The sequence below is a fragment of the Streptomyces sp. MP131-18 genome, from assembly GCF_001984575.1.
GTDB classification, from domain to species: domain Bacteria; phylum Actinomycetota; class Actinomycetes; order Streptomycetales; family Streptomycetaceae; genus Streptomyces; species Streptomyces johnsoniae.
Window position 1 is genome coordinate 6,473,579 of sequence record NZ_LZNS01000001.1, and the last position, 12,236, is coordinate 6,485,814.

Annotated in this window: 14 protein-coding genes; 12 read left to right on the top strand and 2 right to left on the bottom strand. The window is 73.2% G+C overall.

The annotated features are described in order from the left end of the window. Nucleotides 1-66 precede the first annotated feature (66 nt). The 3 genes from STBA_RS28855 (at nucleotide 67) to STBA_RS28865 (ending at nucleotide 2,616) form a co-directional block, all read left to right on the top strand. The gene (locus STBA_RS28855; protein ID WP_077063678.1) at nucleotides 67-1,041 is read left to right on the top strand and encodes an ABC transporter ATP-binding protein; all 975 of its coding nucleotides are present in this window, start codon (nucleotides 67-69) and stop codon (nucleotides 1,039-1,041) included. Further along, complete coding sequence (locus STBA_RS28860; protein WP_077061996.1) at nucleotides 1,038-1,823, top strand: ABC transporter permease; 786 nt, start codon at nucleotides 1,038-1,040, stop codon at nucleotides 1,821-1,823. Before STBA_RS28855 ends, STBA_RS28860 begins: the two co-directional genes overlap by 4 nt. Before the next feature lie 79 nt (nucleotides 1,824-1,902). Next, on the top strand, nucleotides 1,903-2,616 hold the full coding sequence (locus tag STBA_RS28865; RefSeq protein ID WP_077061997.1) for an ABC transporter permease: 714 nt from the start codon (nucleotides 1,903-1,905) through the stop codon (nucleotides 2,614-2,616). An 88-nt stretch (nucleotides 2,617-2,704) separates the two neighbouring features. On the opposite strand, the gene ybaK is transcribed toward STBA_RS28865, so the two are convergent. Both ybaK and STBA_RS28875 read right to left on the bottom strand, forming a co-directional pair. Continuing rightward, on the bottom strand, nucleotides 2,705-3,202 hold the full coding sequence (ybaK, locus tag STBA_RS28870) for a Cys-tRNA(Pro) deacylase (RefSeq protein WP_077061998.1): 498 nt from the start codon (nucleotides 3,200-3,202) through the stop codon (nucleotides 2,705-2,707). Between the two features lie 15 nt (nucleotides 3,203-3,217). Then, nucleotides 3,218-3,985: an LON peptidase substrate-binding domain-containing protein gene (locus STBA_RS28875; RefSeq protein ID WP_077061999.1), complete on the bottom strand. Its 768-nt coding sequence runs from the start codon at nucleotides 3,983-3,985 to the stop codon at nucleotides 3,218-3,220. A 91-nt stretch (nucleotides 3,986-4,076) separates the two neighbouring features. Between STBA_RS28875 and hisD the strand changes: the two genes are divergently transcribed. The 9 genes from hisD (at nucleotide 4,077) to STBA_RS38440 (ending at nucleotide 12,195) form a co-directional block, all read left to right on the top strand. Next, nucleotides 4,077-5,414 carry a histidinol dehydrogenase gene (hisD, locus tag STBA_RS28880; protein ID WP_077062000.1) on the top strand — a complete coding sequence of 446 codons (1,338 nt, stop codon included), beginning with the start codon at nucleotides 4,077-4,079 and terminating at the stop codon, nucleotides 5,412-5,414. After that, nucleotides 5,411-6,529 carry a histidinol-phosphate transaminase gene (locus STBA_RS28885; RefSeq protein WP_077062001.1) on the top strand — a complete coding sequence of 373 codons (1,119 nt, stop codon included), beginning with the start codon at nucleotides 5,411-5,413 and terminating at the stop codon, nucleotides 6,527-6,529. Before hisD ends, STBA_RS28885 begins: the two co-directional genes overlap by 4 nt. Beyond that, entirely contained in the window at nucleotides 6,526-7,116 is a 591-nt protein-coding gene (hisB, locus tag STBA_RS28890; RefSeq protein ID WP_077062002.1) for an imidazoleglycerol-phosphate dehydratase HisB, read from the top strand. Before STBA_RS28885 ends, hisB begins: the two co-directional genes overlap by 4 nt. Nucleotides 7,117-7,129: 13 nt before the next feature. Further along, on the top strand, nucleotides 7,130-7,288 hold the full coding sequence (locus STBA_RS38080) for a hypothetical protein (protein ID WP_171987811.1): 159 nt from the start codon (nucleotides 7,130-7,132) through the stop codon (nucleotides 7,286-7,288). A gap of 2 nt (nucleotides 7,289-7,290) precedes the next feature. Beyond that, entirely contained in the window at nucleotides 7,291-7,929 is a 639-nt protein-coding gene (gene hisH / locus STBA_RS28895) for an imidazole glycerol phosphate synthase subunit HisH (protein ID WP_077062003.1), read from the top strand. Further along, nucleotides 7,929-8,648 (top strand): bifunctional 1-(5-phosphoribosyl)-5-((5-phosphoribosylamino)methylideneamino)imidazole-4-carboxamide isomerase/phosphoribosylanthranilate isomerase PriA, encoded by a 720-nt coding sequence (gene priA / locus STBA_RS28900; RefSeq protein ID WP_077062004.1) that lies wholly within the window; start codon nucleotides 7,929-7,931, stop codon nucleotides 8,646-8,648. The genes hisH and priA overlap by 1 nt, the downstream gene beginning before the upstream one ends. Beyond that, the gene (locus tag STBA_RS28905; RefSeq protein WP_077062005.1) at nucleotides 8,645-9,034 is read left to right on the top strand and encodes a Rid family hydrolase; all 390 of its coding nucleotides are present in this window, start codon (nucleotides 8,645-8,647) and stop codon (nucleotides 9,032-9,034) included. The genes priA and STBA_RS28905 overlap by 4 nt, the downstream gene beginning before the upstream one ends. Beyond that, nucleotides 9,031-9,822, top strand: a complete 792-nt coding sequence (gene hisF, locus STBA_RS28910; protein WP_077062006.1) for an imidazole glycerol phosphate synthase subunit HisF — start codon at nucleotides 9,031-9,033, stop codon at nucleotides 9,820-9,822. The genes STBA_RS28905 and hisF overlap by 4 nt, the downstream gene beginning before the upstream one ends. Nucleotides 9,823-10,188: 366 nt before the next feature. Next, on the top strand, nucleotides 10,189-12,195 hold the full coding sequence (locus STBA_RS38440; RefSeq protein WP_216355984.1) for a right-handed parallel beta-helix repeat-containing protein: 2,007 nt from the start codon (nucleotides 10,189-10,191) through the stop codon (nucleotides 12,193-12,195). Nucleotides 12,196-12,236: the final 41 nt, after the last annotated feature.

The window sequence follows — 12,236 nt, forward strand, 5'->3', positions numbered from 1 at the left end:
TCCCATCCCACGGCGGAGCGGCGCGCGCCGGGCAGTACGGCGACCGCCGCCCGGCCCGCCTTCGCCGTGCGCGGCCTGACCAAGACCTACCCGGCCGCGCGGGGCCGCGCCGGCCGCGGGCGGAACGCCGAACGGCCCGGGCCCGTGCGCGCCAGCGACGACATCAGCCTGGACGTGGCCCGCGGGGAGATCTTCGGCCTGCTGGGGCCCAACGGAGCGGGAAAGACCACGCTCGTCCGGCAGCTCACCGGCCTGCTGCGGCCCGACGCCGGCCACATCACCCTGCTCGGGCACGACCTGGTGCGCCACCCGCGCCGGGCCGCGCGGCTGCTGGCCTATCTCGGGCAGGAGTCGACCGCGCTCGACGAGCTGACGGTGGCGCTCGCCGCCGAGACCACCGGGCGGCTGCGCGGCCTCGGGCCCGACGCGGCCCGCCGCGAGCGCGACGCCGTCCTCGACGAACTGGGGCTTGCGCCCCTGGCCGGGCAGCCGCTGAAGAAGCTGTCCGGCGGGCAGCGGCGGCTCGCCTGCGTGGCCGCCGCGCTGACCGGCGAACGCCCCGTGCTCGTGCTGGACGAGCCGACGGCCGGCATGGACCCGGTGGCCAGGCGCGCGGTGTGGTCGGCGATCGACAGGCGGCGCACCGGGAACGGCACCACGGTGCTGCTCGTCACCCACAACGTCATCGAGGCGGAAACGGTCCTCGACCGGGTCGCGGTCCTCGACTCAGGGCGTGTCATCGCCTGTGACACACCGGGCGGTCTGAAGGGCATGGTCAGTTCCGAGGTGCGCCTCGACCTGGTCTGGCGCGGTGAACCGCCGCTGGACGAGCCGGAGATCGCCGCCCTGTACGGCGCGGCCACCGTCGCGGGCCGCCGCTGGACGCTGCGGCTGCCGCCGGAGCGGGCCCGTTCGGTCGTGGCCGCCGTCACCCAGGGTCCCGCGTTCGCCGCGCTCGACGACTTCACCCTGGCCACCCCCAGCCTGGAGGACGTCTACCTGGCGCTCGGCGGCCGGGGCGCGGGACTGGAGCGCTCGTGAGCACATCCGCGATCAGCGCCGTGCACCCCCTGGCACCGGGCGCTCGCCTGTGGCCCGCTCTCGGGGCGGTCTACCGGGCGCAGCTCTCGCGCGCCCGCGTGGCGCGGATACCGCTGCTGTTCGTCGCCACCTTCCAGTCCATCGGGATCATGGTCCTGATGCGCGGCGTCGTGGACGGCGGCGGGGGCGAGGAGGCGCGCGCCGTGGTGGCCGGCTCCGCCGTGCTCGTCGTGGCGTTCGTCGCGCTCAACCTGCTGGCCCAGTACTTCGGGCAGCTGCGGTCCGCAGGCGGCCTCGACCACTACGCGACGCTGCCGGTGCCCGCGGCGGCGGTCGCGCTGGGCACGGCCGCCGCGTACGCGTCGTTCACGGTGCCTGGCGTGATCGTCACCGCCGTCACCGGGAGCCTGCTCTACCAGCTGCCGATGGGCGGCCTGTGGGTGATCGCGGCCGTCGTACCGCTGGCCGGTGCCGCGCTCGCCGGGCTCGGCGCCGCGCTCGGGCTGCTGGCGCCGCGTGCCGAGCTGGCCACCCTGTGCGGACAGCTGGGCATGTCCGCGGCGCTGCTGCTCGGGGTGCTGCCCGAGGGGCGGCTGCCGGAGCCGGTGCGCTGGCTGAGGGAGCTGCTGCCGTCCAGCTACGGCGTCGACGCGCTGGCCGCGGCCCTGGCCCCGCGGACCGACTGGGGTTCGGTCGCGGCGAACCTCGCCGTCTGCGCCGCCGTCGGCGCCGCGGCGCTCGCCCTGGCCACGTGGGCGTACCGCAGGGCGGCCCTGCGCTGAGCCGCCCGAAAATACGCTCATACGCCCGAACGGCCGTCCCGCGGGCCGAACAGGTGCCCGCACCTGGCAGGATGACGGGGTGACCGTTCCCCAGCCTGCACCGGATCACCGTCCGGCCGCCGACAATGCCGCCGAGCACACCGCCGGAGGCGAGGGCCACGACCCGTGGGCGGCCAGGGCCGCGGCGCCCGTGCCCGGCCGCGCCGCGGCGGGGACCGCGCCCGACTGGGGCCGCGAGATACGCGACGGCCTGCTCGTCGCCCTGCCGGTCGCCGTCGTCGGCGGGCTGGTGCTCGGCCTGCTGTGGCTGTGGCGCGCGCCGCGCGTTCCGCTCGTCTCCGACGGCCAGGCGGTGCTGCTCGCCAATTCGGAGGGGCAGGCGGCCATGGGCGCCGACGCCACGTTCCTGCTGTTCGGCCTCGCGCTCGGCGTGCCGGTCGGCATCGCGGTCTTCGTGGCGCGCCGCCGCGGCGGCGTGGGCACTGCGATCGGCCTGGCCGCGGGCGCCCTGGCCGGCTCGTGGCTGGCCTGGCGGCTCGGGGTGTGGCTCGGCCCGGCGCAGGACGTCGCCGGACATGCCAGGGAAGTCGGCGCCGGCGTCGAGTTCGACGCCCCACTCAACATCGGGGCCCGCGGCGTGCTGCTCGGCCTGCCGTTCGCCGCCGTCGGCGTCCACCTGCTGTGCATGGCGGCCTGGGGGCCCCGCGAGCCGCAGCAGCAGCCCGCGGAGCTGCCGCACTGGCGCGAACACGGCGCGCCGCCGCCGGACCACGCGCCGGGAGGCACTTCCTGAACGGGCGCGGCACGACCGGCCGCCTGCGGATCGGCGGCGTGCCGAACGGTGCCTTCGCGGCCGGAACGCGCGGCCGGCCCCCGTTCGGTCAGTCCTTCGCGATCAGCGCCGTGCGCGCGCCCGTCAGCGTCACCAGGTCCGCCGGGGACAGCTCGATCTCCAGACCCCGCCGGCCCGCCGAGACGAAAACCGTCTCGTGCCCGGCCGCCGAGGAGTCGATCACCGTCGGCAGCCGCTTGCGCTGCCCGAGCGGCGAGATCCCGCCCCGCACGTAGCCCGTGGTCCGCTCCGCCGCCGCCGGGTCGGCCATCGCCGCCCGCTTCCCGCCGACCGCCGCCGCCAGCGCCTTGAGGCCCAGCGAAGCGGACACCGGCACCACCGCCACCGTCAGCGCCCCGTCCACCTCGGCCACCAGGGTCTTCAGCACCCGCCGCGGGTCGGTGCCCAGTGCCTCGGCCGCCTCCTCGCCATAGGACGCGGCGGCCGGATCGTGCGCGTACGCGTGGACGCGGAAGGCGATGCCCGCCCGCGTCGCGGCCACCGTCGCCGGCGTGCCGCCCGCCGCGGCGCGCTGCTTCCTGCCCACTGCCGTTCCCTCCGCTCAGTTCAGACTCGTCGGACGGGCGGTGTACTCGGCGCCGGGCACGGAGGGCAGCTTGCCGATCAGTGACGTCTCCTGCCGCAAAATACGCAGCTCCTCCGCGAGTCTCGTCGCCGTGTCCTTGGCCTGGAGCAGCCGCTGCTTGTCCGACGTGTACAGCATCGTCGCCGCCGCCACCAGATAGGACACCACCGACGGGTCCTCCGGCAGCTCCTGCCCCGGGGCGAGCGTCCGCTCGTTCGCCCCCGCGAGCACCTTCTGGTAGGCGCGGAACGCCCGCAGCACCCCGGAGGCCAGCGCGCCCGCGCCCTCGCCCGGCTCCTCCGGGAGCGGCTCGACGTCCGCCGTCAGGTACGGCCCCTCGGTGTGCACCGAGACCAGCCGGAACCTGGTCGTCCCGGTGGCCAGCACCTCGTAGCCCTCGGCATCCTCCTCGTCCGCGCCGCCCGCCGCGGACCGCGCCCTGATCGTCGAGGCGTCCGCGATACAGCCCACGCCGTGGAACGACAGCATCGGGTCCTGCGCGAACCCGGCCCCCGCGCCCGCCTCCGGCGGCTCCGAGCCGTCCGGCAGGCCGAGCGCGCTCGGCGCCACCTCGTGGCCGTCCCTGATGGCGACGACACCGAACGGACGTGGCCCCTCGCCCGGAAGTTCGAGCAGGTCCCGCATCATGGCCCGGTATCTGGCCTCGAAAACGTTCAACGGCAGCACCAGCCCGGGAAACAGCACGGTGTTCAGCGGAAAGAGCGGCAGGCGCGTGGTCGTCACGACCGGCCAGCCTATCGGCTGGGCTCCGGGGGAGGGCCCGCATGGTGAAACGCGTCAGCGGTGCCCGTGTGACGTCTGCGAGACTGGACGGGTGCTGACCCGAATCGACCTGCGGAGTTCCCCCGGCCAGGGGGCGATCGACCGCGACCTGCTGCCCCGCGCCGAACTCGACGTCGAGGCCGCCCTGGAGAAGGTGCGGCCCATCTGCGAGGACGTACGCCATCGGGGGACCGCGGCGCTGATCGACTACGCGCAGCGGTTCGAGCAGGTCACCATCGAGCGCACCCGCGTGCCCGCGGAAGCCCTGGAGCGCGCCCTCGCCGAGCTGGACCCGGCCGTCAGGTCCGCCCTGGAGGAGTCCATCCGGCGCGCCCGCCTCGTGCACCGCGAGCAGCGGCGCACCGACACCGCCGTGCGCGTCGTGCCCGGCGGCACCGTCACCGAGCGGTGGGTGCCGGTGGAGCGCGTCGGCCTCTACGTGCCCGGCGGCAAGGCCGCGTACGGCTCCTCCGTCGTCATGAACGTGGTGCCCGCGCAGGAGGCCGGCGTCGGTTCGCTCGTGATCGCCTCGCCACCCCAGCGCGCCCCGGGCAACGAGTGGGGCGAGGGCCTGCCGCACCCCACGATCCTGGCCGCCTGCGCCCTGCTCGGCGTCACCGAGGTCCACGCCGCGGGCGGCGCCCAGGCCGTCGCCATGTTGGCCCACGGCACGGCCGAGTGTGCCCCGGTGAAGCTGGTCACCGGCCCTGGCAACGTGTACGTGACCGCCGCCAAGCGTCTGCTGAAGGGCATCGTCGGCATCGACGCCGAGGCCGGGCCGACCGAGATCGCCGTGCTCGCCGACGCCTCCGCCGACCCCCGGCTGATCGCCGCCGACCTCATCAGCCAGGCCGAGCACGACGTGCTGGCCGCCGCCGTCCTGATCACACCCTCCGCGGAGCTGGCCGACGCGGTCGACGCCGAGCTGGGCCCGCAGGTCGCCGCCGCCAAGCACCACGAACGCATCTCCGAGGCGCTGACCGGCCGGCAGTCCGGGATCGTCCTGGTCCGCGACCTCGACCACGGTCTCGCCGTCAGCGACGCCTATGCCGCGGAGCACCTGGAGATCCACACCGAGGACGCCGCGGCCGTCGCCGCCCGCGTCCGCAACGCCGGCGCCGTGTTCGTCGGGCCGCACGCCCCCGTCTCGCTGGGCGACTACTGCGCGGGCTCCAACCACGTGCTGCCCACCGGCGGCTGCGCCTGCCACTCCTCCGGGCTGTCCGTCCAGTCGTTCCTGCGCGGCATCCACGTCGTCGACTACGACCGGCAGGCGCTGGCCGAGGTCGCCCACCACGTGGTGGCGCTGGCCGAGGCGGAGGACCTGCCCGCCCACGGCACCGCGGTCAAGGTGCGCTTCGAGAGCGGGAAGGCCCGGTCAGGCGCGTGACACGCATCGACGACCTCCCCGTCCGGGACGAGTTGCGCGGCAAGACGCCCTACGGCGCCCCCCAGCTGGACGTTCCGGTGCGGCTCAACACCAACGAGAACCCGTACCCCGCGCCCGAGGATCTGGTGCGCCGCATCGCGGAGCGCGTGGCCGCCGCGGCCCGCGACATGAACCGCTACCCGGACCGGGACGCGGTGCTCCTGCGCACCGAGCTGGCCGCCTACCTCTCCAGGACCGCGGGCCTGGCTCTCGGGCCCGAGCAGGTCTGGGCCGCGAACGGGTCCAACGAGGTGCTCCAGCAGCTCCTCCAGGCGTTCGGCGGCCCCGGGCGCAGCGCGCTCGGCTTCGACCCCACGTACTCGATGCACTCCCTCATCGCCCGCGGCACCGGCACCGGGTGGATCTCGGGGCCGCGCACCGAGGACTTCGGCATCGACCGGGACGCGGCCGTCGCCGCCGTGCACGAGCACCGGCCCGACGTGCTGTTCATCTGCTCGCCGAACAACCCGACGGGCACCGCCGTCGGCCCGGAGACCGTGCTCGCCCTGTACGACGCGGCGCAGCGGGCCGCGCCGGGGCCGCGCGGCGCACTGGTCGTCGTGGACGAGGCGTACGCCGAGTTCAGCCACCACCCCTCGCTGCTCCCGCTGACCGGGGGCCGCCCGCTGCTGGTGATCAGCCGCACCATGTCGAAGGCGTTCGGCGCGGCCGGGCTGCGCCTCGGCTACCTGGCGGCTGACCCGGCCGTGGTGGACGCGGTACAGCTGGTGCGCCTGCCCTACCACCTGTCCACGGTCACGCAGGCCACGGCGCTCGCCGCCCTGGAGTTCACGGATACTCTCTTGAGTTACGTCGAGGAGCTCAAGGCCGAACGGGACCGGCTGGTGACCGAGCTGCGGGCGATCGGCTGCGAGGTCACGGAGTCCGACGCCAACTTCGTGCAGTTCGGCCGGTTCGCCGACGCGGCTGCCGTCTGGCGGCGGCTGCTCGACCACGGCGTGCTCGTCCGGGACAACGGCGTGCCCGGCCGGCTGCGGGTCTCGACCGGGACCCGCGCGGAGAACGACGCGTTCCTCGACGCGATACGTGCAGTGACGAAGGAGATCAGCGAATGACCCGCGTGGGCCGCGTGTCACGCACCACCAAGGAGACGTCGGTGCTCGTCGAGATCGGTCTCGACGGCACCGGGCAGGTCGATGTGTCGACAGGAGTCGGCTTCTTCGACCACATGCTCGACCAGCTGGGCCGGCACGGCCTGTTCGACCTCAGCGTCAAGACCGAGGGCGACCTGCACATCGACAGCCACCACACCATCGAGGACACCGCCCTCGCGTTCGGCGCAGCCTTCCGGCAGGCGCTCGGCGACAAGAGCGGCATCGTCCGTTTCGCCGACGCCTCCGTCCCCCTGGACGAGGCGCTCGCGCAGGTGACCGTGGACCTGTCGGGCCGTCCCTACCTGGTGCACCGCGAGCCGGACAACATGGCGCCGATGATCGGCTCCTACGACACCACGATGACGCGCCACATCCTGGAGTCCTTCGTCGCCCAGGCACAGGTGGCGCTCCACGTTCACGTCCCGTACGGCCGCAATGCGCACCACATCGTGGAGTGCCAGTTCAAGGCCCTGGCCCGCGCCCTGCGCCACGCCAGCGAGATCGACCCCAGGCAGCCGGGCATCCCCTCGACCAAGGGCGCCCTGTGAACGGAGAGACATTGTGAACGGGGTTTCGACGCTGCTCATCGTCGTCGGGCTTTTCCTGGCCGGCGGCGTGTACTCGTTCGCGAAGCAGGGGCTGCCCCGCGGCGTCGTCGTGCTGCTCGCCGTCGCCAGCGGCCTCTGCCTGCTGGCGGGGGTGCTGAGGCTGGAGTGGTAGCCATGAAGAGTGTCGTCGTCTTCGACTACGGGTTCGGCAACGTCCGTTCCGCCGAGCGGGCCGTCGCCAGGGCCGGGGCGCGGGTCGAGATCACCCGGGACCTCGACGCCGCGCTGCGGGCGGACGGGCTGCTGGTGCCGGGCGTCGGCGCGTTCGCCGCCTGTATGAACGGCATTCGCGAGGCGCGCGGCGACTGGGCCGTGCAGCGGCGCCTCGCGGGCGGGCGGCCCGTGCTCGGCATCTGCGTCGGCATGCAGGTCCTCTTCGCCCGCGGCATCGAGCACGACGTGGAGAGCAAGGGCCTGGACGAATGGCCCGGCACCGTCGGGCCGCTGCGCGCGCCCATCGTGCCGCACATGGGCTGGAACACCGTCCGCGCCCCGGCCGGCTCCGCGCTGTTCGCCGGACTGTCCGCCGAGGAGCGGTTCTACTTCGTGCACTCCTACGCCGTGCACGAGTGGGAGCTGCCGCCCGACAGCGGCACCGCGGCCCTGTCCGCCCCCAAGGTCACCTGGGCGACCCACGGCGAGCCGTTCGTCGCCGCCGTGGAGAACGGCCCGCTGTGGGCCACGCAGTTCCACCCGGAAAAGTCGGGCGACGCCGGTGCCCGCCTCATCACCAACTGGATCGAGACTCTTTGATGCTGGAACTGCTTCCCGCCGTCGACGTCCGCGACGGCCAGGCGGTGCGCCTGGTGCACGGCGAGTCCGGAACGGAAACCTCCTACGGCGACCCGCTCGCCGCGGCCCTGGCCTGGCAGCGCGCCGGCGCCCCGTGGCTGCACCTGGTCGACCTGGACGCCGCGTTCGGCACCGGCGACAACCGCGCGAGGATCGCGGAGGTCGTGCAGGCCATGGACATCAAGGTCGAGCTGTCGGGCGGCATCCGCGACGACGACTCGCTGCGCGCCGCGCTCGGCACCGGCTGCACCCGCGTCAACCTGGGGACCGCCGCGCTGGAGTCGCCCGACTGGGTGGCCAAGGTCATCGCGGAGCACGGCGACCGCATCGCCGTGGGCCTCGACGTCCGCGGCACCACGCTGCGCGGGCGCGGCTGGACGCGGGACGGCGGCGACCTGTACGAGACGCTGGAGCGGCTGAACCGCGAGGGCTGCGCGCGGTACGTCGTCACCGACATCAACAAGGACGGCACGCTGAAGGGCCCGAATCTCCAGCTGCTGCGGGACGTGTGCGCCGCCACGGACCGCCCGGTCGTCGCCTCGGGGGGCGTGGCCACCCTTGACGATCTGCGGGCCCTTGCCACCCTGGTACCCGAGGGCGTCGAAGGTGCGATTGTCGGAAAGGCGCTCTACGCCAGGGCGTTCACCCTGGAAGAGGCCTTGGAGGCCGTGGCGGCATGAGTGTGGAGCGGGTGCGGAACGGAAGTCCCTGGCAGGAGACCATCGGTTCCGCACGCGCGGTGGCGGCGGGCGACCTGGTGCTGGTGGCGGGCACGATCCCGGAGGCGGACGGGGCGGCCGCCATTGGTGACCCGTACGAGCAGGCCAAATCGGCGCTGGGCGAGGCAATCGCGGCGCTGGGACCGTTCGGGATCGGCGCCGAATCCGTCGTCCGCACCCGCCTGTACATCAGTCACGCCCGGGACGCGGAGGACGTGGGGCGTGCCCACCGGGAGCTGCTCGGCGCGGTCGGGCCGGTCGTCACGGTCGTGGTGGTGTCCGGGTTCGCCGACTCGCGGGTGCTGGTGGAAGTGGAGCTTGAAGCGTATCGAGGAGCCGCAACGTGACCCTGGCCGTACGAGTGATCCCCTGCCTGGACGTGGACAACGGCCGGGTGGTCAAGGGGGTCAACTTCCAGAACCTGCGGGACGCCGGTGACCCGGTGGAGATGGCGCAGGTTTATGACGCCGAGGGCGCGGACGAGTTGACGTTCCTCGACATCACCGCCTCCTCGGGCAACCGGGAGACGACGTACGACGTGGTGCGCCGGACGGCGGAGCAGGTCTTCATCCCGCTGACCGTCGGCGGCGGCGTCCGCACCGCGGACGACGTCGACCGGCTGCTGCGGGCCGGCGCGGACAAGGTGGGCGTGAACACGGCGGCCATCGCGCGGCCCGAGCTGATCCGGGAGATCGCGGAGCGGTTCGGCCGCCAGGTGCTGGTGCTGTCGGTGGACGCCAGGCGCTGCCCCGAGGGCACCACGACCCCGTCCGGTTTCGAGGTGACCACGCACGGCGGCCGGCGCGGCACGGGCCTGGACGCGGTGGAGTGGGCGCACCGGGCGGCCGGGCTCGGGGCGGGGGAGATACTGCTCAACTCAATGGACGCGGACGGCACGAAGGACGGGTACGACACGGAGATGATCGCGGCGGTCCGCGCCCAGGTGTCGATCCCGGTCATCGCCTCGGGCGGAGCGGGCCGCGGGGAACACTTCGCCCCGGCCGTCGCCGCGGGCGCTGACGCGGTGCTCGCCGCATCGGTCTTCCACTTCGGCGATCTGCGCATCGGCGAGGTCAAGACGGCCCTGCGAACCGCCGGTCACCCGGTCCGCCACCCCCTGCCCGACCCCGCCTGACACGGAGCGCACGACCGATCCGCCGCCGGGGCAGACCGCGGGTCGACAACCGCTTGCTGCATCGTTCTTTCCTTGCTACCCGCCTCCATCGAGGAAGCCGGGCGCGACTCTTGACATGTATGCAGTAAGCGCTTACTTTCCGGGGTGAGGCGCTTGCCCGGGGCTGGGACGACCCCCCGGGCAAGCGATTCCCACGGCACCGGCGGGCACGCCCGCCGGAACCTTCACCAGCCACGAGCCGCACCTTCGGCGTGCGCGTCGACGGACGGCGAGGAAGGGGCAAGCACCGTGCAGCCATCAAGAACGTTATTCAGGAACAGGCCAGGCCCGCTGGGAGCCTGCCTGGCCGCGGCGTCAGTGGCGGCCGTGTCCGCCGCCGTGCTGCCAGGTACGGCCGGCGCCGCGTCCGTCGCCCCCGATGTGGTCGCGCCCGCGGCGGTCGCGGACGGCTTCGCGAGCGTGTCCGCGCTCGGGCAGGACGGCACCACCGGGGGAGCGGGCGGCGAGGTGGTCACCGCCTCGACGACCGAGCAGTTCCTCGACTACATCGCGCGGCCCGAGCCGCTCGTGGTGCAGGTGAGCGGCACCATTCCGCTGCCGACCGGGGACAGCGACGGCATGCACGACGTGGCGTCCGACAAGACCATCGTCGGGCTCGGTGCCGACGCGGCCCTCACCGGCGGTGGGCTGAACATCGGCCTGCCGGTCGACGAATCCGTGACCTCGCCGCCGCCGGACGCGGTGCACAACATCATCATCCGGAATCTGTCGGTATCCGGCGCGACGGACGACCTGATCAACGTCCAGATGTTCTCCCACCACATCTGGATCGACCACAACGACTTCTCGGACGGCGACGACGGCGCCGTCGACGTCAAGCGGGGCTCCGACTACGTCACCGTCTCGTGGAACCACTTCTACGACCACGACAAGACGCTGCTCGTCGGGCACGACGACGACAACGCCGCCCAGGACGCCGGCCGCCTGCGCGTGACGTACCACCACAACTTCTTCGACACCTCGGACCAGCGCAACCCGCGCGTTCGTTTCGCCGAGACGGTCCACGTCTACAACAACTACTACTACGACAACAGTTACGGCGTGGTCTCGGCCATGGACGCGGGTGTGGTGCTGGAGGGCAACTACTTCTACAGCGTCAACAACCCCGGCCGCGTCGACTTCAGCGGCGATCTGGGGCGCATGGTGGAGCGCGACAACATCCTCGTCGACTGCAATCACGAGATCGAGACCCGCGGCTCGGTCGCGGAGCCGGGCGCCTCCTACGATTACGCGCTGGACCCGGCCGCAGACGTTCCCGAGGTGGTCCCGGCCGGCGCCGGTGCCGGGCGGATCGAGGGGGGGGGCGGCATGACGCGCGACGTCTCCCTCACCCGCCGCGGCCTCCTCGCCGGCACGGCCGGCACGGCCGCCGCGCTGGCCCTCGCGGGCCAGGCCCGTTCGGCGCCGCGTGCCGCTCCCCGTTCGGCGCCCGGTGCCGCCGCCACCGCGGACGGCTTCGCCGGGGTGAACGCGCTGGGTCTCGACGGCACGACCGGCGGCATCGCCGGCGAGGTGGTCACCGTGTCGGACGCGGACACGTTCCTCGATTACTGCGACCGCAACGAGCCGTACGTCATCCAGGTGCAGGGCACCATCGCGATCACCAGCAAACAGGGTGTGCGCTCCGACAAGACGATCGTCGGTCTCGGTCCTGACGCCGAGATCACCGGCGGCGGCCTCGACATGTACCGCAGGCAGAACGTGATCATCCGCAATCTGCGCTTCACCGGCGGGGAGGACGACTCCGTCAGCATCCAGCAGGACTCGCACCACATCTGGATCGACCACTGCGAGTTCACGGCCGGAGCCGACGGCCTCATCGACATCGTGCGGGGCGCGGACTACATCACCGTGTCGTGGAACCACTTCCACACGCACAGCAAGACGATGCTGATCGGCCACTCCGACGCCAACGGCGGCCAGGACACGGGCAAGCTGCGGGTCACGTTCCACCACAACTTCTTCGACGGAACGGAGCAGCGGCACCCGCGCGTCCGCTTCGCCGAGCCCGTGCACGTGTTCAACAACTACTACCGCGACAACGCCCTGTACGGCGTCGCCTCGACCGAGGACGCCGGTGTGCTGGTGGAGGGCAACTACTTCGAGAACGTGCCGCACCCCATCTACTCCGGCTACGACGAGAGCGGTCCCGGCCGCGTGGTCGAGCGGGACAACGTGTACGTCGGCTCGGGCACGCCCGAGACGCTGGGCACGGTCGTGGAGCCCAGCACCTACTACGCCTACACCCTGGACGATCCGCAGCGCCTGCCCGAGATCGTGCCCGCGGGCGCGGGTGTCGGCCGCGTCGCCTGACGGCGCCTCCCCCCCCACTCCCCCCACATCCACTTCCTGGA